Below are 21,184 nucleotides of genomic sequence, written 5' to 3' on the forward strand. Positions count from 1 at the left end.
TACTTTTACTTTTTCTTTTCCCAAATATTTAGCTGCTCAGTATTCATTAAAGCCCTTAAAAGATTTTGCTTGGAATAAGGTATATCTTTATAGAATTTCAAAAGAGCTTTTTTCATATATTCCCTTTTCGTATTTCCGTCGGCAGGACAAGGGCTTTTCACAATGGGTAAATTATGTCTTTTAACGGCTCCAGCTATTTCCCTTTCTTCAACATAAATCATTGGTCTAATCATCGTTAAATCCTTTCTGCTAAGATATGTTACAGGGTTAAAGGTATTGATTCTGCCTTCATAGAACATACTTAGGAATAAGGTTTCAATGGCATCATCTCTATGATGTCCCAAGGCCAATTTTGTGATAGAGTTTTCCTTACAAAGATCGTGCAAAGCACCTCTTTTAAATCTTGAGCATAATGAACATGGATTTTTTTCCTTTCTTTCTTCAAAGACTATTCTTCCAATTTGAGTTGGTTGTATTATATATTCTATTCCAAGTTTATTGCATAAGCTTTGTATAGGTGATAAATCAAAATCATCAAATCCAAGGGTTAAAGATAGGGCCTTGAGTTTATATTTGACTGGTGAAAAATTTTGAAAAAGCTTAAGCCCATATAGAAGTGCTACGCTGTCTTTTCCACCAGATACACCAACGCCTACTATATCTCCATCTTTTATCATATCAAAATCTTCTACAGCTTTTCTAATACATCCAAGAATTAGCTTCAACTCAATCCCTCCCATAATCAATTATACTTTAATGGCAATATTTATTGTAATTAAAAAAGTATTACAAAATATATCTAGGGCTTTAGTCATGGGATAAAGGGGATAAGAAATAAGAGAAATTAGAATATTCAATTGATTGACAAATAATGGTTATAAATATATACTTTAATTGAATTCTGATTATAACTAAGCATTAGTTTTAGGTTGTGATATTAAAAGAATAATTTTAAGGACATAAATCAATACTGTTAAGTATATTATTTGATTATAGTGGTATTATCCAAAATTATGATAGCTAGTAGGTGAGCAATATGAGCTTAGTGGATTTTTTATCAAGGGAGCTTAAGGTTTTTCTTCTTGCAACTTTACCAGTAATAGAACTCAGGGGCGCTATTCCCTATGGAATAGCAATGGGAATGAATCCAATCCATGCAGCTTTTTTGTGCGTAGCTGGGAGTATGATTCCTGTTCCTTTTATATTGTTTTTTTTGAAACCTTTTTTTATGAGATTAAGAAGTATTTCTATGATAAGAAAATTTGAAAAATGGTTAATAAAAAGAACTGAGAGAAAGGCAAAAAATATAAAGAAATATAGTATATTAGGGCTTGTTTTTTTTGTGGCTATACCCTTACCTTCAACAGGAGTTTGGACTGGGGCTATGGCTGCTGCATTTTTAAATTTACCCATCAAGTATGCATTTTTTGCAATATTTTTAGGAAATATTATTGCTGCCCTTTTATTAACGGTTCTAAGTCATTTGGCTATACTTAATATATAGATAGACCTTTGTATTAGGAAATAGGACTTGGGAAGTTTTTTTCGGAAAACAATATAAAAAAATATTGACTAGAATATATTTATATGTTACTATTTTTATGTTAAATTTAATAATCTGTTTCACCTTATCAAGAGTGACGGAGGGAATAGGCCCTGTGAAGTCCAGCAACCGGTACAAGGTATACGGTGCTAAGTCCTACAGAATAATGTATTCTGGAAGATGAGGTTTCAATGCCTAAAACCTCTTCCTTGTGGAAGAGGTTTTTAAGTAGTTAAATTCTTATGTAAAAAAATAAATTAAGGTTATAATAATATTAAAATCATACAGTCTAAGACTTGATTTTAAAACCTGATAGTATGATTATAAAATTGTTAACCTATATAAATCGCAAAAATGATTTTACATGAAACGAATTAAATTTTCGCAATAAACATTAAGGTAACACAAGCGCACAAAATTTAAACTGAAAAATCCTTTGTGCGTTCTATATAGAAGTAAAATTCAAACTAATAGCAGTGGAATATTGGAATGAGTTTTTTTAAAAACTTACTAGAAGCATCCTAATATTTACAACTTGGAACCTAGAACTTGCAACTACAAATGCGTCGCAAGACGCCTTTGTCCATATGAATAATAAGGAGGAAATGGAGTTGAGAAGATTATTTACATCAGAATCTGTTACAGAGGGACATCCAGATAAGATATGTGATCAAGTGTCAGATGCTATTTTAGATGCGATATTTGTAAATGACCCAAATGCTCGTGTTGCGTGTGAGACTACTGTTACTACGGGACTAGTATTAGTAACAGGGGAGATTTCTACTAAATGCTATGTAGATATACCTAAAATAGTTAGGAAAACTATTGAAGAAATAGGCTATACAAGAGCAAAGTATGGATTTGATTGTGATACCTGTGCTGTACTCACTTCCATAGATGAACAATCTCCAGATATAGCTATGGGTGTAGATGAAGCATTAGAACGTAAAAAAGGTGATATGGGAGATGAAATAGAAGCTATAGGTGCAGGAGATCAAGGTATTATGTTTGGTTTTGCCTGCAATGAGACTGAGGAATTAATGCCTCTTCCTATTTCTCTTGCACATAAGCTTGCAAGAAGACTTTCAGAAGTAAGAAAGAATGGAACTTTAGAGTATCTTCGCCCAGACGGTAAAACCCAGGTTACAGTAGAATATGAAGGTGATAAACCTGTAAGAATAGATACCATCGTTATTTCTACTCAACATGGTCCAGAGGTTAGCCGTGATCAGATTGAGAAGGACATGATTGAACATGTAGTAAATAAAATAGTACCTCCTGATTTATTGGATGAAAATACAAGATACTTAATAAACCCTACTGGCAGATTTGTGATAGGGGGACCTCAGGGTGATGCAGGTTTAACAGGAAGAAAAATCATAGTTGACACATATGGAGGATATTCAAGACATGGCGGTGGAGCTTTTTCTGGAAAAGACCCAACAAAGGTAGACAGATCAGCCGCCTATGCTGCAAGATACGTGGCGAAAAATATAGTTGCCGCAGGTCTTGCTGAAAAATGCGAAATAGAGCTTGCTTATGCTATAGGTGTTGCTCAGCCAGTTTCTATATTGGTTGAAACCTTTGGAACGGGAAAAGTATCTGAAGAGAAATTGGTACAACTTGTTAAGAAGCACTTTGATTTAAGACCAGCTGCAATTATAAGAGATTTAGATTTAAGAAGACCTATTTTCAGACAAACAGCAGCATATGGTCACTTTGGAAGAACAGATATAGACCTATCATGGGAAAGAACAGATAAAGCTGAAATACTTAGAAAAGAAGGTTTTGGAGAATAAAAAATCAAGACTATGAATATCATTTTTATCTAAAATTTCAAGTGCTTCACTTATATATATAAATGTAGGATTCCATTTTTGTTTCAAGTGGAGTAGACTCTTCATATGAAGCCTCGATGTTTAGCGTAAGCTAAACGAGTTTGCTACCTTAAAGAACGTTCCGAAAAACTTGCAACTTGGAACATGTAACTTGGAACTAAAAAAAGCAGCATATGCTGCTTTTTTAGTCCCTTACTTCTCTATTTCTAAATAAAAAGCTTACTGCATATGCTCCAGCTATACCTACTAAAGCATAAACCACTCTACTAATTCCAGATGCTTGACCAGCAGATATAGCTCCTGAACCTCCTAATAAAGCTGCCACCAAGTCGTAACCAAAAAGACCAACTAATAACCAATTAAGAGCACCAATTATGACTAATACAAGAGCTATTCTATCCATAAGATCATCCTTTCTATTTAACTTGTTTCAAGTATTATTATTCCAATTTTTGATATAAAAAAACATATATAAATATAACTATTAATGAATAAAATGGAAAAAATAATTTTAGTTTTTATAATTATTGAGATTATGGACAGCATATATTTGCTTTGCTCATTGTGATATATTTACTATCTGCAGGAGTTTTTAATATTTCCTTTTCGTTCATGTAGTAGACCTGTTTTTTTATATGAGTTTGAAGGGGAAAACAGGTTTATAAAAATTACTGAAAGGAAATACTAAAACTCCCTAAGTTATTCTACGAAACAGAAAATTTTATTTACTAGAATAAAGGGGTAATTTTGATTTATGTTATAATATAGATATTCCAGTAAAATAATTAATTTATACACATCTACACATCAAAAATCCTTAAAAACTCTAGATATTTTGATATGTATAAATTAAGTTTTACTATGTAAATGTGTGATAATCAAATATTAACTAATTCCGTGGTGATTTTATGTCTAAGATAGTACAAGGTATTGTAAAGGAAATTATATTTCAGAATGAGGAAAATGGCTATGTAGTAGCCGAGGTAGATACAGGAGAAGAGGATGTAGTTGTAGTAGGCTATATACCCATTATAAATGTAGGTGAAACTATGTCTTTTGAAGGCAGAACCACTGTTCATCCAATATATGGTGAGCAATTACAGGTTGTAAGCAGTAAACAGGTTATACCAGTAAGCTTAGAAGGAATTGTAAAATATCTGTCATCGGGTTTGATAAAGGGAATAGGACCTAAGATGGCGGAAAAAATCGTAGAAAAGTTTGGTATGGATTCCTTAGATATTATTAGGTATAATCCTGATCGCTTAACAGAGGTTAGCGGCATAGGACCTAAGAAAGCTAAGGATATTGCTGAGACCTATGAACAGCAGAGAGAGATAAAGGAAGTAATGATATTTTTAAGTCAGTTTGGCGTTTCTACAGCATATGCAGTAAAAATATTTAAAAAATATGGTGACAAAACCATAGAATTTTTAAGGGAAAACCCCTATAGATTAGCCGATGACATTGCTGGAATAGGATTTAAGATGGCAGATACGATTGCAAAAAGAATGGGGATAGATCCTAAGTCCCCCTATAGAATAATGTGTGGCATAAAATATTCTTTGACTCAATATAACTTAGAGGGTCATACCTACGCCATTAGAGAAGAGTTTATTGATAGAACCTCCAAAATATTAGGAGTAGATAAGAGCATGGTAGAGGATGGAATCATTACTTTAACCATAAATGGACAGCTGCATCAGGAAAATATTAATGGAAATATAGCTATATTCCCAATGCCATTCTTTTATGCTGAAACTGGAGTATGCAAAAAGCTTATAGAGCTTTCTGCCACAAGCTTTGACAGCTCCAATCTAGATATAGAAGAGGAAATAAAAAAAATTGAAAGCAATGAAGATATTGATTTGGCTGAAAATCAAAAAGAAGCAATTAAGCAAGCCTTTAAAAACAGTATTACAGTCATAACAGGTGGCCCTGGAACAGGAAAAACCACCATTGTAAACAGTATTATAAAGTTGTTTGAAGGCCAAAATTTAAAGATAGGGTTAGCTGCTCCTACAGGCAGGGCTGCAAAGCGTCTTACTGAAACTACTGGAAGAGAAGCTAAAACTATTCATAGACTTTTGGAATATTCCTTTTCCGATGATGGTACAGGAATGGCATTTATGAAGAATGGAGAAGACCCCTTAAGCTTTGATGTAATCATTATTGATGAGGTCTCAATGGTTGATATTCTTTTAATGTATCATTTACTTAAGGCTATTATACCTGGAACTAGGGTTATACTAGTTGGAGATGTAGACCAGCTGCCATCTGTAGGAGCTGGGAATGTACTTAAGGACATAATTGAAAGCGGGATAGTAAATGTTGTAAGGTTAACGGAAATATTCAGACAAGCAAGGGAAAGCATGATAGTCGTTAATGCCCATAGAATTAATAAAGGACTTAAACCTCAGGTTAACATAAAGGATAAAGATTTTTTCTTCTTACAAAAGAAAAACCAAGATAATATACTTGATACCATAAAGGAGCTGTGTATAAGGAGACTCCCTGAATTTAATAATTATGATCCAAGTAAAGATATTCAAGTATTAACTCCTATGAAAAATAGCAAGATCGGCACCATAAATATGAACAAGGAGCTTCAAAGCATATTGAATCCCCAGAGTAAGGAAAAGGAAGAAAAAAAGGTAGGGGACAAGCTTTTTAGAGTTGGGGATAAAATAATGCAGATAAAGAATAACTATAATATAAAATGGAAGAGTAAGGATGGTCTCAGGGATGGTGAAGGCGTATTTAATGGAGATATTGGATATATTACAGCTATAGATGAAGAAGAAAAGCTTTTATCTGTTTGCTTCGATGATGAAAAATATGTAGATTATGACTTTTCTAGTCTTGATGAGATAGAGCTTGCTTACTCTATTACCATTCATAAGAGTCAAGGAAGCGAGTTTCCAGTAGTTATTATACCACTTTGCTGGGGACCTCCTATGCTTTTAAATAAAAATCTATTATATACTGCTGTAACCCGTGCAAGGGAGCTGGTAGTCTTGGTTGGCATGGAGAAATATTTATCCATGATGATAAAAAATGAAGGGAGTCTCAATAGAAACTCAGGACTTGGATTTAGACTTAAAAGGATTATGGATGAAGAACTGTTGAGTTTTTAGTTGTAAAATTCAAACTATCACCAGTAAAATGTTGTAATGCAACTATTTTTTAAAAAGACCCATTAGCAAAGCTCTAAAACTTGCAACTTGGAACCTGCAACTTAGAAATACAAAGCATCACCATCTAATATATAAAGAGGTATAAATCATGAAATATGTAAAATTATTATATGAATATATAGATGTTTTTTTAAATTTTATATATCCAAGAAATATATACTGCATATTATGTAGTGCTTCAATAGATAGGGATGAAGAGTATTCGATTTGCTATGAGTGTAAAAGGAAACTAAAATTTATATATGGCAAGACCTGTGAAAAATGTGGAAAGCCCTTAAATGATTTATATTTAATAAATAAATGCAATGACTGTGTAGATAATACATACTTTTTCACCAAGGCAGTTTCATGCCTTGAATATGACGATTTATCAAAAAAAATAATTTATGATTTAAAGTATCATAAAAAAAGATATATTTCATACCATATAGCAGAAATTATATATGATAGACTCAAAGAGGAAAATATTAGCTGCTTTGATATAATCATACCAGTACCCCTCCATGAAGCCAAGGAAAGGGAGAGATCCTTTAATCAGGCATATCTTATAGGTAAATATATAAGTAAAATGACTGAAATAGAAGTAGATAATAAAGCCCTTTTGCGGGTGAAAAATACAGTAACACAAAACAAATTGACTAAAGAAGAAAGAATGACAAACCTAGAGGGGGCCTTCAAGGTAGTCAATAAGGATAATATAAACCATAAGAACATATTGCTTGTAGATGATGTTTTTACAACGGGTGCAACTGTAAATAGATGCAGTAAAATATTGCTTGAAAATGGAGCCAAAAGGGTGTATGTGGCTACTTTAGCTACGGGAAGAAATATGTAAGAAAGATAATTAATCTAAAATATTTATTTTGTGATATAATATTTTAATATAATGAGGTATAAAAGGAGGGCGTTGACAATTGAATATAAGAAATTGTAAGGAATGCGGTAAATTATTTCAATATGATGGAATCAGTAAATTATGTTATAAATGTAGAAAAAAAGATGAGGAAGACTTTATATTAGTCAAAGAATTTTTGTATGAAAATCCAAAGGAAACTATAACAGTTGTATCCGAAGAAACAGGTGTTTCAGAAGATAAAATTTTACGTTATCTTAGGGAAGGTAAACTAGAGATAGTTGGAGAAAATCCAGGTATACTATTGGATTGTGAAATTTGCGGAAAGGCCATAAGGACAGGAAGATATTGTGAGAAATGTGCTTATGATATGGAGAGAGGATTTAAATCAGGCTTTGAAAAGAGGGAAAATAAAAAAACAATACGAACAAGTTCTAAGGAAAAAATGCATATAGCTCAGCTAAAGAAGAAGAAAAAATAGATATACATTTGTTAATAAAATTCTCATCTTTGACCATAATACAAATAATGCTGTTAGAGATGAGTTTTTTTTGAAATTGTTACTAATTATAGGGACAGTGGATACTTATAAGATTAAAGAATTAAAAATCTCAGCAATTCAACGGAGGTGCTTTTATTGTTTTGGAAATCTTGGTTTAAAAAAAAATTTAAAAACCAGATGATAGAAGAATTAGAAAGAAAAATAATTCGTTTAGAAGAAGAACATATGACCATTACTAATGGACTTGAGAAGATAGATGAAGAAATATATAAGCTTGGAGAGCAATTATCTCAAAGTAGCGAAAAAATTGATAGGGGATCACGCTTGCAATATAAAACTGCCAATGATATTATAGGGAAAATTAAAAAACTGGATTATAGTATAAAGGAAAAATGGGATTTCCAAACCAAATACGAGTTTGAGTTAAAACAAAAAGAAAACTTAGTGGGAAATATACAGCTGCTTGTACAAGTGTTATTAAAAATGTTAGACGATATAGATATAGCTTGTGATAAAGAGATAAATAATGATGAAGATAACTGGTATAGATTGCATAAAATGTGGGAAATACAAATAATGGAAACATTTGATAATATAGGAATCAAAGAGATCGAGGTATTGGGAACTACCTTTGATCCACTATTGTCTGAAGCTATAGATACAATGACGCTAGAGGAAATAAGAAGTTCTGATGGAATATTTCTTCAAAAGGATAAATATCTTCCCTTTGAAGTTGTGAAAGTTGTTAGAAGAGGTTTTATGTTATCTGATGGAAGCCTGCTTAGAAAGGCAAAGGTTATTACTATAAAAGAGGAGAGGGGTTATGAAAAAAATAAAGGATAAAAATATCAAAGATACTTTTAGACCTATTGTAGGTATCGATTTAGGAACTACAAATTCTGCTGTGGCATACATATATCGTAAAAAACCTAAGATAATAACGTCGCCAAAGGGTGAAAAAATAATACCTTCAGTGGTATTAATAGATCTTAATGGAAATGTTGTTATTGGAAAGGATGCCCGTGATTCAATGGTTGCTATGCCAGACAGAACAGTTGCAGCAGTTAAGAGAAAGATGGGTTCTAATGAAGGCATACAGATTGCAGATAAGGTATTACTTCCTGAAGAAGTAGCTGCTTTAATTCTGAAGGAACTAAAAAAATATGTAGACGATTTATTAGGTGAAGGTGAAAAAGAAGCGGTTATAACTGTCCCAGCATATTTTACCGATAAGCAACGTCGTGCAACAAAAAAGGCAGGAGAATTAGCTGGCTTTGTAGTTGAGAGAATCATAAATGAACCAACTGCTGCGGCAATGGCATATGGATTAAATAACTTAAAAGAAGATCGACATATATTAGTCTATGACTTAGGTGGTGGAACCTTTGATGTTTCAATTGTAGAGATGATGAGCGGTATACTTGAGGTCAAAGCATCCACAGGAAATAATTTTTTGGGTGGCGAAGACTTCGATTGGAGATTGGTAGATTGGTTTGCTGAAAAAATAATAAAAGAACATGGGGTTGACCCTAGAAAAGACATTAGAGCAAAGGCTCTATTAAAGGATGAAGCTGAAAGGACAAAAAAACAGCTATCAACAGAGAATAAAGTTGAAATATCCTTACCAATTGTTACAGTGAAAAATAATCAGCCCATTAGTCTTTCTGTAGAGATAACTCGTAAAGAATTTGAGGAACTAATCAAGGATTTATTAATGGAAACCATGGAGCATGTGGAAACTGTGCTAAAGGAAACATCACTTACAGCTAAAGATATAGATGATATTTTATTAGTTGGAGGCTCAACCAGAATCCCTCTGGTACACGAATTGATTAGTGACTTTTTCAAGAAAAAGCCTCGTAATGATATAAATCCCGATGAAGCTGTTGCCTTGGGTGCAGCTGTACAAGCTGGCATAAAATCTGGAGTATTGGCAAAGAGTGGCATGATTGTTACAGATGTTGCACCATTTTCTATGGGAATAGCGGTATTAAAAGAATGGAAAAACATCGCAGTTCGACCTGGAGGTTATCATGTTATAATACCACGAAATACTACAATACCAGTAACACGAACCGAGGAATTTACAACTGTTTATGATGGACAAACTAAAGTAGCTATTGAGATTTTTCAAGGAGAAAACGACTGGGTAAAGTATAATCATAAATTAGGAGAATTTTTACTTGATGGTATTCCACCAAATGAAGCAGGCAGAGAAAAAATCCAAGTAACTTTTAAATATAATCTAAATGGTATTTTAGAAGTAACAGCTAAATGTGAAGCCACTGGAAAAGAAATGAGCGTTACAGTACAGGATGCATTGGAACGTGAATCACAGGAAGCTTATGAAGATAGCATCGATAAACTAAACACTCTTTTTGAAAATAAAGAAGAGGATGATTTAGACGAAGGTTTATATAGTCAAATGATTGATGAGATTGCAAATGATATGGTGAGTGAATTAGAGGAGGATAGAGATTTGGACGATCTGCTAGAAGAAGCAGAGGAACTGATTGATAGGGCGAAGGATTTGGAAAAAATATCTGAAGGTGAAAAGCTTAAAAGGATAGACAATATCATTCGAAAATTGAAAAAAGCTGTTTTACGTAGGAATAAAGAAAAATTGGAAGATGCAATTGATAGAGCAACTGATGAATTAATTGATATAGAGCTTTAGGAGGATAAAATCAATGTTTAAAAATTCACATAGAAATAAAAAAAATAATATAGAAAACTATTATAAGGTGTTAGGTACCACTGCAAAAGCTGGACCTAAGAGGATTAAGGAAAAGTACATAGAGAAGGTGAAGGAATTTCCTCCAGAGACTCACCCAGAAGAATTTCAAAAAATTAGACAGGCTTATGAAATACTCCGCGACCCTATTAAACGAAGCGAATATGATTTGATGCGTAAATATGGTGGTAAGATTGAAAAACTTATGGATCAAGCTTTAGAGTGTATGCTTTTCAATGATATCAAAAAAGCAGAGAAGCTATTTAATAAGGTGAAAGAAATACAGCCAAATAATGTACAAGTATATATGTTTTTAGCAGAGATAGCTCTTTTCGATGAGGACTTAAATAAGTTTAACGAACAATTTAATATTGCCTTGGACTATGCTAAAGAAGATGAAAAAGAAATTATACTTGCCTTAAAGATTAGTAGGATGTTGTTCCACGATTTTGCTGAGGAAGCTTTAGAAGAATTAAATAAAATTAAAGGATATATTAAAAGTGAGATTATATTAAGGAAGCTAAGAATAGATATATATAAGGAATTAAGAAGATATGATGAATTATGGATACTAATACAAGAACAAATAAAGGAAATGCAAACTGAATCCTTTGAAGATATGGATATATTTATAGATTGGCTTAATACTGCTATTGAACTTGAAAAGTGGAGTGAAATTTCCAAGATTAAAAACAGCATAAATAAATTGTTGAAGACAATAGAAAATGAAGATGACAGATTTGTTGTAGAGAAAATTTTATTTGAGGAATATATGTCATATAAGTATGTAGCAGGATTCCGTGCAGCTGAAATATATATTGATTTATTGTATAAGCTTGATTCTAGGAAGCCAGATGTTAAAGAAGAAAGGAAAAAAATAAAGTACGTAGCAAAACTGCAAAAAGAAATTGACCGTATGGCTAATGATAAAGAACTATTTCCACTTATGTATTTTAGAGCTATCCAATTTTTTGCTGAAGAGTACATGGACGGAGAAGCATATGATCATTTGATGGAGGAATTGCCTTATGATTTTATCAATGATATGGAAGAAATGAATGAAGATATTGCATTTGGCATAATGAGAGTAAAGAAGAAGTATCAACTTGTTTATAAAGAGTTTAAAGATGAATGGGAAAATATGTTTAAAGAGCATACTGAGGGATTTAATAGAGAAATGAGAAGGTTAATAAGAAGGGGTAAGCTATAATAGAAAATATTACTGGTAACTCTATATTTTAACATAAAATAATCTATAGAGGGTTTTAAAACTGTGATATAATAGTTAAAAACAGATCTCAATGGGGGTAATGAGATGGAAAAAATAGAAGGGCTGCTAGGTAAAATTTTAGAAAATCAAGACAGATTTGATAACAGGCTATCAAATATTGAAGACAAGATAACGAATCTAGAAGAAGGACAAAAGAGAACTGAACAAAGGCTAACAAATCTAGAAGAAGGACAAAATAATATTAAAAATGAAATGATTAAGTTTGCAGTATTACAAGAAAAAATGCAGAGAGATATAGAATTATTAGTAGAAGGACATCAAAATATCCTTGAAAGCATGAATAGAAAATTTGATGATATAAGAAAAGAATTTAGTGACCGATTAGATGAAGTTGAAGCTGCTGTTACGAATTTAGGGGAAGATGTTAAGTTTATAAAGCATAAAGAATTCCAAAATGAGGAAAGTATTTTTAAGTTAAAAGAAAGTTTAAAAATTGCTAAATAAACATATCTAAAATTTCTTTTAAAAAATATTATTAATAAACACCTTATCTCTGCCGATAATATAAGTAGTAATATCGGTAGAGATGAGGTGTTTTTAATGAAAATATTCAGCAATTCTAATATACAAAAGGTTATGGCTTCCTATAAGAGCAAGACAACAAAAGCCTGTCAAAATAACAAAACATATGAAGCAAAGGATAAAATTGAAATTTCATCTAAGGCTAAAGATTTTCAAGTAGCAATGAATGCATTTAAAAATCTTCCAGATGTTAGAGAAGAAAAGGTAGCAGATATAAAAAAGGCTATAGCTTCTGGAACCTATAACCCGTCAGCTGAAGAAATAATTGATAAGATGTTTGAAAGAGTAAGCTTCGATAAAAAAATATAAGCAATAATATTAAAATTTCTTTTAAAACTCTATAAAGAAAACCTAGAAAGTTAAGATGTATGAGGAAATTGCATAATACATTTAAAGGATTTTTCAATACCAAATGTAGTGGAGAGAGTCAAGAAAGCTGTCTACATTTCGTTTTTCAAAATTATTAATGTTAATTATGCAAGTTTCTTATATAACTAAGAAAGCATTAATATATGCTTTTATCTAAGGCGGAGGTTGATTTAATGAGCAAATCCGTAAAGCAGCTAATACTAGCCCTTAATAAGGAATATGAGATATATAAAAAGGTGCTGGAAATAGCAAAACAAAAGAGAAGAATAATAATTGAAGGTAGAATAAAGGATTTAGACGGTATTACTAGTAAGGAACAAGCTATGATAATTAGTATAGGTAAGCTTGAGAATATTAGACAATCTATATTGAAAAATATAGCTAATGAGTTTGATACCAATGAAGTACAAAATATATCGGAGCTTTCTGAGCATTTAGATGATGAGTCAAAAAAAGAAATATTTGACATAAGGGATAAATTCGATGATATATTGAAAAATATTAAGAATGAAAATGACCTAAATAGTAAACTTATAAAGCAATCTCTTGAATATATAGAATTTAATAAGAATTTGCTTACGAGCTTAGAAAATGAAGGTAGCACTTATGGCTCTGATGCAGATGAAAAAGATATTAAATCAAAGAGCAACTTATTTGATGTAAGAATATAGGGGTGAAAAGATAAATGTCTTCTACATTTTTTGGATTTAATATAGCTCGTTCAGGGCTTTTTGCAAGCCAAAGGGCTTTGAATATAACGTCACACAATATTGCTAATGTCAATACAGAGGGGTATTGTAGGCAAAGGCTAGATATAAAACAAACAACTCCTATGCTTTTGCCCAACGGCCAGGGAATGCTTGGTACTGGAGTAATGACTGAAAATGTTACGCAGATAAGACATGAATTTTTGGATTTTAAATACAGGGGAGAAAACAAGACTTTTGGTGAATGGGAGGCTAAGTTTAATACATTAGATAATATACAAGGAATATTTAATGAGCCTTCTGATTCTGGAATTCAGACTGTGTTAGATCAATTTTTCAGCTCATTACATGAACTAAGTAAAACTCCTGAAAACCTTACGACTAGGGCTTTAGTTAGAGAAAGGGCCATAGCTCTTACAACGAGTCTTAACCATATGGCAGGGCAATTTGAAAAGCTTCAAAGCGATACGGATTTTGAGATAAGAACTACAGCCGATGAGATAAACGGATATTCAGAACAAATAACAAAGCTTAATAAATTGATATATAATGCAGAACTCGATGGAAGCAAAGCAAATGACCTAAGAGATCAAAGAAATCTTCTTGTTGACAAGCTTTCAAAGCTAGTGAATGTAGATTATTATGAAGATAATCAGAATAGATTCCATGTACTTATTAATGGAAAGACTTTAGTATCCCATTTTAGAAACAATAAACTAAAATATGAAGAAAGGGAAAATAAGTTAAATCCATCATGTGATGTGACAAAACTCCATGACATAAAATGGGAGGATGGTTCTACCTTTAATCCGACAAGTGGAAAGATAAAGGGTCTTATGGATATGAGGGACAATATATCGGGAGATAATAAGGGTATACCATACTATATGGAGAAGCTCAATGAATTTGCAGATGGATTTGCTGAGGTGTTAAATACAATTCATAAGGCAGGGTATGGTTTAGAAGGAGATACTGATATTTATCTATTTACAATTAATGGTATGTCAACAGCCGATTATAAAGATTATCTATTAAATAAAGGACTAGATGGAGGGCCAGCGGAAGAAATAGTAGGGGTCACAAATATGAATGATGCAAAAACAAGCTTGCAAAGCAAAATTAGTGCAGATCCAGCGAAATATAGATATAAAACAGTTAAAGAAATAGATGGTAAATTTTACATAGTAGATAGAATATCAGCTAGTGAGCTTACAGTTTCAGGAGATATACAAGATAGTGAAAAGGGTTTAAATAAAATAGCAGCATCTACTGAAGATAATCCTGAGCTACCTGGAAATGGAGATAATGCCTTAGCTATGGTGGACGTAAGACATGATGTAGATCTTTTTGAATGGGGTAGTCCCGAGGATTTTGTAAAATCCTTAATATCTAATCTCGGTGTGGATACCCAGTCAGCAGAAAGGATGAGGGATAATCAGATAGTGCTACTAAAACAAGTAGAAACCAATAGGCAATCTATATCAGGAGTTTCAATAGACGAAGAAATGAGCAACATGATCAGATTTCAACACTCCTTCAATGCCAACTCCAGAATGATAACGGCAATGGACGAAATGATAGAGACGATTATTAGTAGGATGGGGTTAGTAGGAAGGTAATGAAAAATGTTTAAATGTTGAATGTTTAAGGAGAAAAAAATATGGCTACTTTTAGAAGTTTTCAAGAACTTGATAGTTGGAATCTTGCTCGTGAGTTAGTTAGAGAAATATACTACATTTCAAGAACTACAGAACTCCATAAAGATTATGGATTAAAAGATCAAATCCAACGATCTTCTGTTTCTATTATGTCAAACATAGCAGAAGGTTTTGAAAGAAATAGTAGAAAAGAGTTTATTAGGTTTTTAAACATTGCACGAGGTTCTAGTGCAGAAGTGAAAAGTCAGTTATATGTTCTTTTAGATATAGGATATATAGATGAAAAGACATTTAATAAACTGTATAAGAAAACTTCATATATATCTAAAACGTTACTGGGATTGATAAATTATTTAATAAAGAAGTGATAGCTAGAGAGTCTTTTAACATTAAAACATACAACATTCAACATATTTCAAGACCGTAAAGGAGGTCCTTAAAGTATGAGAGTCACTAACAACATGATAATTAGTAATACATTATACAATTTAAATAGAAATCTTGCACGAATGGATAAGAGAAATACTCAGCTTTCTACGGGAAAAAGGATTAATCGTCCTTCCGATGATCCTGTTAGCACTGCTAAAGCTTTAAAGCTGAGGGCTGATGTATCGGAGATAGATCAGTATCAAAGGAATACAAAGGATGCTTTGTCGTGGCTTGATATAACAGAATCTGCTATAGATAATTTACAAGATGTAATTCATAGAGCAAAGGAGCTTACTGTGCAGGCTTCATCGGAAACTTTTTCTAAGGAAGATAGACAAAAGGTTAAGGCTGAAATAGAACAACTAAGGGATCATATCATACAGATAGGAAATACTTCATATGCTGGAAGGTTTATTTTTTCAGGATTTCAAACAGATAAAGAGCTGTTTAAGGATGATGGAACCTATAATATAGATACTACTAATCCACAGACTATAAAATATCAAATAGGAATTGGAGAAGAAATAGAGGCAGGAGTATTTGGAACTAAGCTATTTGGTGGAACTGGAGGAGCTCCAGGGGCAACAAGTGAAATTATCGAAGATTTCAATCAATTAATCAACTATTTAGATACTGATGATACCAGTGGCATTAGTGGTTATTCAAAAATACTTGATAAGCATTTAAATAATGCCTTATCTGTAAGGGCAGAAATTGGTGCAGAAACCAACAGATTAGAGCTGGTACAAAATAGATTAGATAAAGAACAATTAAACTTTAAAGAATTGCTTAGCGAAAACGAAGATGTGGATATGGCAGAGACTATAATGCACTTAAAAATGGAGGAAAGCGTATATAGGGCATCTCTATCTGCTGGGGCAAGAGTTATTCAACCTACTCTTTTAGATTTTATTAGGTAGATAATTGTACCTAATAAAATCTAAATTTATATGGAGGTAATTATGGATTTAAAGATTAATATTATAAATGGTTTAATTGGCATGAATATTAGCCAAGGAAAAATGAATATTGATTATGGCAAATCAAATTTCCATATGCAAACTAAAAATCCCAAGATAAATATGGAAATAACTCAACCTAAGGTTAATATAGATCAAACTAAACCTCTAGGGGAAATAGGACTTAAAAAAATTACTGATTTTATTAAGACGAATGTTGAAAAGGGTAAGCAGGTTTGTCTGCAAGGAATATCTAGAATAGTGCAGCAGGGAAATGAACTAGCTATGATTGAGGCAGGAAATACAGCTATACCAAGACAATCCGAGTACAATGCCTTTGATCAATATAAAAAGGAAGTAAATGTAGATTTTATACCAAAAAGCAGACCAGAAATAAGTTTAGAAGAAGGAACTGTTAAAATTAATTTTAAAAAAGGAGAAGTAAATATAGAAAATAAACCTCAGGAAGTGAATTTAGATTATACTTTAGGAAAGGTAGAGATATATTTAAAACAAAAACCATTTATAGATATAGAATATATAGGCAATAAACTTGATATTAAAATATAATTGGAGGTCTTCTTTATGAAGATAAAGACTAAATATTTTGGTGAAATAGAAATAAATGAAGATGGAATAATAACCTTTGAAGACGGCATACCAGGATTTGGGTATGTAAAAAAATATGTGATGCTTAAGAATCCAAATCCAGAACTTCCTTTTAACTGGCTTCAAGGAGTAGATGAACCAAGCCTAGCCTTCGTTATAGTGAATCCATTTTTGTTTAAAGAGGATTACGAGTTTGATATTCCACAGAGTACCATTGAGGAGTTATGTATTGAAAATATACAAGACGTGCTTATATGTTCAATAGTAACTATACCACAAGAAATGATTAATACTACAATGAACTTAAAAGCGCCAATTATAATTAATACTAAAACTAAAAAAGGGAAACAATTAGTATTAGATACGGATAAATATGAAATAAAATACAAGATATTTAAAAAAACAGCACTCTAAAGGAGGGCTTGTATGCTTATACTAACTAGGAAATTAAACGAAAGCCTAATGATAGGAGACAATATAGAAATAAAGGTAATAAAGATAGAAGAGGGCAAGGTAAGAATTGGCATTTCGGCTCCTAAGAATATAGATATTCATAGAAAAGAAGTATATGACATGATAGTTAATGAAAATAAAAAAGCAAGTGATATAGATATAGAATATGAGAAATTGCAGGGTCTATTTAAAATTAATGAAAAATTACAAAAATAATTTTAAAAAAATCTAAAGTATTTTTTTCTATGGACCGATATTATTATTGAAAATAAAATTATATAATTTTATTAATTTGAAATTATGGCAAGGATGCTAAATTTTAAAATCAAGGAGGAGATTGTAAATGAGAATTAATAACAACATTATGGCAACAAACGCCCACAATCAGCTTAGAATCAATAATTTTAAGCAAGGAAAATCTATTGAGAAGTTAAGCTCTGGTTTTAGAATCAACAGAGCAGCCGATGATGCAGCAGGTCTTGCGGTATCTGAGAAAATGAGAGGACAGCTTAGAGGTTTAGCTCAAGCTCAAAGAAATGCTCAAGATGGTATTTCACTTATACAGACAGCTGAAGGTGCATTAAATGAAGTTAGTGATATGCTTGTTCGTATGAAGGAGCTTGCAGTTCAAAAAGAAAGTGATACATACAGCGCTAGTGATGTTGATAACATCAATCAAGAAATATCTGCATTAAATGCAGAGATTGAGAATATCACTGATACAACTAAGTTCAATGGAAAGGCTTTATTTGGTAAAGACTTTGATATAGCTATAACTCACTCAGGCGGTACTATAACTGTATCTGTAGATGATATAACTGCTCCAGGCGGAACAGCTAAGGTATCAGATATATCATCAAAAATTGAAACAATTACTACTTCACGTGCTAAACTTGGTGCTCTTCAAAACAGACTTGAGCATACAGTAAACAACCTAGGAACTACATATGAAAACCTACAAGCAGCTGAATCTCGTGTAAGAGATACTGACATGGCTAAGGAAATGATGAACTTTACTAAGTTCAATATTCTACAGCAAGCTGCTCAGTCAATGCTTGCACAGGCTAATATGGCACCACAAGGTGTACTTCAGTTATTAGGATAATTTAAACTAAAATTTAAAAATAAGACCAACCTTTTGGTTGGTCTTATTTAATATAGATGAGGTGGCATTATGGAAAATCAGATAATAGAAATATTGAAATCCTTTATAGATTACGGAGATAAACTATCTAAAGGAGTTATAAATGCTTCTAATGAATTAAGAAAAGAAGAAAACACAATAAATACAGATATTTTGTTGCAATGTTTAGATGGGCTACAATGGTGTGTAGATGTGTTAAAAAATACAAAGGGTTATTTAAGTAGCAAGGATATAAGAATTGATGAAAATAGGCTAGCAGATATTATTAGAGAGCTTTTTGAAGCTTTTCAAAATAATGACAATGTACTCATAGCAGATTTATTAGAATATGAAGTAACTGAAATATTAGAAGAATGGAGTAAGGATATAAAGACTATTTTGTAGAATAAGGAGTTATAGATTATGAATGAAATCTATAAAAAGAATCTCGAAATATTAAAGACAAAATATCCACATATCTATGAAAGGATTATTAATGAAAAAGAAAGTAAGATAGATGTAACAGTAGATGAATCAAAAGATGGAAATAAATACATGATCATAAATAGCCAAAACAAAAAAATGTATATAAACAGTAGATATAAACCATTAGATGAAGCTCGAAAGTGGTCGGGTAGTATAGCTATAAAAGAGAAATCGAAAATTGTTTTAATAGGCTTTGGTCTTGGATATCGAATAAAGGAGCTTATAAGCCGATTAACTAGTAAAAGTTTTTTAATAGTATTAGAACCCAGTTTAAAAGTATTTACCGAAGCTATAAAGAACATAGATTGTAGTGATATATTTTTGAATAACAGATTGTTGCTATTAGTTAATGAAGATATTGAAAATATTAGAGAGACTATGGCTAGATATATAAATAGCTATAATTTAAATAACATATCAACTATCATAATGCCTAACTATCTTAATATATTCAACCAAACCATAGATGGTTATATAGATTTAATTAAAAATAAGCTAACCGATGAAAGGCTTAATCAAAATACCATACTTAAGCAGGGGCTTATGTGGTATACCAACTTTATGAATAATATACCCTTTATATGTGGCAGTGTTAATTTAAAAAGTTTTATAGGTAAATTCAAAGGCAAGCCAGCTGTAATCATATCGGCAGGTCCTTCTTTAAGTAAGAATGTACATTTGTTAAAGAAAATTGAGGATAAAGCTGTAATTATTTGTGTAGGGACTGCCCTTAAAGCCCTATTAAAGAAAAATATAAAGCCAGATATTGTTGTAGCTATGGATGCAAAGCACCATAATTACAACCATTTTAGGAATATACAATATGATGATATACCTCTTTTATATTCTCCTAAGGTCTTTTCAGCTATATTAAAAAAACATAAGGGAGATAAAATAGTATTTAATGATTATGAGGCTTATGGAGGAAAAACTATAAATAGCTTTTATGAGGAAATAGAAGTTTTATATAGTGGAGGCTCTGTTGCCCATAATGCACTAGGTTTTGCTCAGAAGATAGGGGCAGATCCCATAATATTTATTGGACAAGACTTAGCCTATGAAGATAATAGGACCCATGCCGAAGGAACAGTTTATGAAAATGAAAAGATAGATGAAGAAAATGTGGTAGAAATTGAAGGAATATATGGAAGAAAAGTCAATACAAAAATAGAATGGCGTCAATTTTTAATTTGGATAGAAAATAGTATAAGAAAAGATAAGGAAGATGTAGATAGAATATATATAGATGCCACAGAGGGTGGAGCTAAGATACAAGGAACTGAGATAATGACCTTTGAAGAAGCCATAAGTAAATATTGCATTGAAAATATTGAAGTTAGAAAAAAATTTGAGGAAATCATTACAGAAGGTAGGAATAGTATAGAACTTAATGAAGTTATAAAAGATTTAAGGGCAATAAGATTTGAGCTAGATGAAATAAGGGCTTTATGCATAAAAATGTTTGGGATTTATGACAAAATTAGGGATTTGTATATAGTAGACCAAGTAGGCAATGAATATGAAATCAATAAACTATGGAGAAGGATAAATAATCTAGAGAAAGAGATAAAAAATAAAAAACAAGGACTATTAACCATAGAACCTATAGCTATGCCATATATAAACTTAATGGACAACGAGTGTGATGATGGGATTGATAAAACTATTAGGCAAATTGAAAATAGTAAAAAACTATATTATTATATAAAAGAATCTGCAGAATATATCTACTATTTAGTTGAAAATTTTTTAGAAGAATATCAAGAGAAGGAAATAAAAAAACTTGTTTTTAGTGTGAACATACATTGATAAATTTATTATTGAAATCAGCTAATGCTGATTTTTTTGTGTTAGATTATTTTTGCATATTTACCAGAATTAAAATAGAAGAAGAAGTAAAAATTTTAGTCATTA

Annotated in this window: 22 protein-coding genes and 1 riboswitch; of the genes, 20 read left to right on the plus strand and 2 right to left on the minus strand. The window is 31.6% G+C overall.

What is annotated here, in order from left to right; all coding sequences use genetic code 11:
- Nucleotides 1–5: 5 nt before the first annotated feature.
- Entirely contained in the window at nt 6–725 is a 720-nt protein-coding gene (locus tag BUB36_RS03160; RefSeq protein WP_106406467.1) for a tRNA 2-thiocytidine biosynthesis TtcA family protein, read from the minus strand.
- Nucleotides 726–1,036: 311 nt separating this feature from the next.
- On the opposite strand from BUB36_RS03160, the gene BUB36_RS03165 reads away from it, so the two are divergent.
- Nucleotides 1,037–1,504, plus strand: a complete 468-nt coding sequence (locus BUB36_RS03165) for a COG2426 family protein (protein ID WP_073146939.1) — start codon at nt 1,037–1,039, stop codon at nt 1,502–1,504.
- Between the two features lie 121 nt (nt 1,505–1,625).
- Nucleotides 1,626–1,730, plus strand: a riboswitch (SAM riboswitch).
- A gap of 424 nt (nt 1,731–2,154) precedes the next feature.
- Entirely contained in the window at nt 2,155–3,342 is a 1,188-nt protein-coding gene (gene metK / locus BUB36_RS03170) for a methionine adenosyltransferase (protein ID WP_278247801.1), read from the plus strand.
- A 223-nt stretch (nt 3,343–3,565) separates the two neighbouring features.
- On the opposite strand, the gene BUB36_RS03175 is transcribed toward metK, so the two are convergent.
- Nucleotides 3,566–3,784 carry a DUF378 domain-containing protein gene (locus BUB36_RS03175; protein WP_073146941.1) on the minus strand — a complete coding sequence of 73 codons (219 nt, stop codon included), beginning with the start codon at nt 3,782–3,784 and terminating at the stop codon, nt 3,566–3,568.
- A 505-nt stretch (nt 3,785–4,289) separates the two neighbouring features.
- Here BUB36_RS03175 and recD2 point away from each other — a divergent pair.
- The 18 genes from recD2 (at nt 4,290) to BUB36_RS03265 (ending at nt 21,079) form a co-directional block, all read left to right on the plus strand.
- Nucleotides 4,290–6,515, plus strand: a complete 2,226-nt coding sequence (gene recD2, locus BUB36_RS03180; protein WP_073146942.1) for an SF1B family DNA helicase RecD2 — start codon at nt 4,290–4,292, stop codon at nt 6,513–6,515.
- Between the two features lie 148 nt (nt 6,516–6,663).
- On the plus strand, nt 6,664–7,410 hold the full coding sequence (locus BUB36_RS03185) for a ComF family protein (protein ID WP_073146943.1): 747 nt from the start codon (nt 6,664–6,666) through the stop codon (nt 7,408–7,410).
- A 79-nt stretch (nt 7,411–7,489) separates the two neighbouring features.
- Entirely contained in the window at nt 7,490–7,909 is a 420-nt protein-coding gene (locus tag BUB36_RS03190) for a MerR family transcriptional regulator (protein WP_073146944.1), read from the plus strand.
- A 156-nt stretch (nt 7,910–8,065) separates the two neighbouring features.
- On the plus strand, nt 8,066–8,773 hold the full coding sequence (gene grpE, locus BUB36_RS03195) for a nucleotide exchange factor GrpE (protein WP_073146945.1): 708 nt from the start codon (nt 8,066–8,068) through the stop codon (nt 8,771–8,773).
- On the plus strand, nt 8,754–10,607 hold the full coding sequence (locus BUB36_RS03200; protein WP_073146946.1) for an Hsp70 family protein: 1,854 nt from the start codon (nt 8,754–8,756) through the stop codon (nt 10,605–10,607). Before grpE ends, BUB36_RS03200 begins: the two co-directional genes overlap by 20 nt.
- A gap of 13 nt (nt 10,608–10,620) precedes the next feature.
- Complete coding sequence (locus tag BUB36_RS03205) at nt 10,621–11,874, plus strand: J domain-containing protein (protein ID WP_073146947.1); 1,254 nt, start codon at nt 10,621–10,623, stop codon at nt 11,872–11,874.
- A 105-nt stretch (nt 11,875–11,979) separates the two neighbouring features.
- Nucleotides 11,980–12,399: a hypothetical protein gene (locus BUB36_RS03210; RefSeq protein WP_073146948.1), complete on the plus strand. Its 420-nt coding sequence runs from the start codon at nt 11,980–11,982 to the stop codon at nt 12,397–12,399.
- Between the two features lie 96 nt (nt 12,400–12,495).
- Nucleotides 12,496–12,786 carry a flagellar biosynthesis anti-sigma factor FlgM gene (gene flgM / locus BUB36_RS03215; protein WP_073146949.1) on the plus strand — a complete coding sequence of 97 codons (291 nt, stop codon included), beginning with the start codon at nt 12,496–12,498 and terminating at the stop codon, nt 12,784–12,786.
- 233 nt (nt 12,787–13,019) lie between these two features.
- Nucleotides 13,020–13,517, plus strand: coding sequence for a flagellar protein FlgN (locus BUB36_RS03220; RefSeq protein ID WP_073146950.1), 498 nt, complete (start codon nt 13,020–13,022; stop codon nt 13,515–13,517).
- 14 nt (nt 13,518–13,531) lie between these two features.
- Nucleotides 13,532–15,172, plus strand: coding sequence for a flagellar hook-associated protein FlgK (gene flgK, locus BUB36_RS03225; RefSeq protein WP_073146951.1), 1,641 nt, complete (start codon nt 13,532–13,534; stop codon nt 15,170–15,172).
- 41 nt (nt 15,173–15,213) lie between these two features.
- A complete protein-coding gene (locus BUB36_RS03230; protein WP_073146952.1) occupies nt 15,214–15,579 on the plus strand; it encodes a four helix bundle protein in 366 nt (121 codons plus the stop codon).
- 75 nt (nt 15,580–15,654) lie between these two features.
- On the plus strand, nt 15,655–16,560 hold the full coding sequence (flgL, locus tag BUB36_RS03235; protein ID WP_073146953.1) for a flagellar hook-associated protein FlgL: 906 nt from the start codon (nt 15,655–15,657) through the stop codon (nt 16,558–16,560).
- 42 nt (nt 16,561–16,602) lie between these two features.
- Nucleotides 16,603–17,169, plus strand: coding sequence for a DUF6470 family protein (locus tag BUB36_RS03240; protein WP_084111640.1), 567 nt, complete (start codon nt 16,603–16,605; stop codon nt 17,167–17,169).
- A 15-nt stretch (nt 17,170–17,184) separates the two neighbouring features.
- Nucleotides 17,185–17,622, plus strand: a complete 438-nt coding sequence (gene fliW / locus BUB36_RS03245; protein ID WP_073146954.1) for a flagellar assembly protein FliW — start codon at nt 17,185–17,187, stop codon at nt 17,620–17,622.
- A gap of 12 nt (nt 17,623–17,634) precedes the next feature.
- The gene (gene csrA / locus BUB36_RS03250; protein ID WP_073146955.1) at nt 17,635–17,877 is read left to right on the plus strand and encodes a carbon storage regulator CsrA; all 243 of its coding nucleotides are present in this window, start codon (nt 17,635–17,637) and stop codon (nt 17,875–17,877) included.
- Nucleotides 17,878–18,004: 127 nt separating this feature from the next.
- Entirely contained in the window at nt 18,005–18,766 is a 762-nt protein-coding gene (locus BUB36_RS03255; protein ID WP_073146956.1) for a flagellin N-terminal helical domain-containing protein, read from the plus strand.
- Between the two features lie 69 nt (nt 18,767–18,835).
- Entirely contained in the window at nt 18,836–19,189 is a 354-nt protein-coding gene (locus BUB36_RS03260; RefSeq protein ID WP_073146957.1) for a hypothetical protein, read from the plus strand.
- Between the two features lie 18 nt (nt 19,190–19,207).
- A complete protein-coding gene (locus tag BUB36_RS03265; RefSeq protein ID WP_073146958.1) occupies nt 19,208–21,079 on the plus strand; it encodes a motility associated factor glycosyltransferase family protein in 1,872 nt (623 codons plus the stop codon).
- The last annotated feature ends 105 nt before the right edge of the window (nt 21,080–21,184 follow it).

The sequence above is a fragment of the Paramaledivibacter caminithermalis DSM 15212 genome (genome assembly GCF_900142245.1).
In the GTDB taxonomy this organism is placed as follows: domain Bacteria; phylum Bacillota; class Clostridia; order Peptostreptococcales; family Caminicellaceae; genus Paramaledivibacter; species Paramaledivibacter caminithermalis.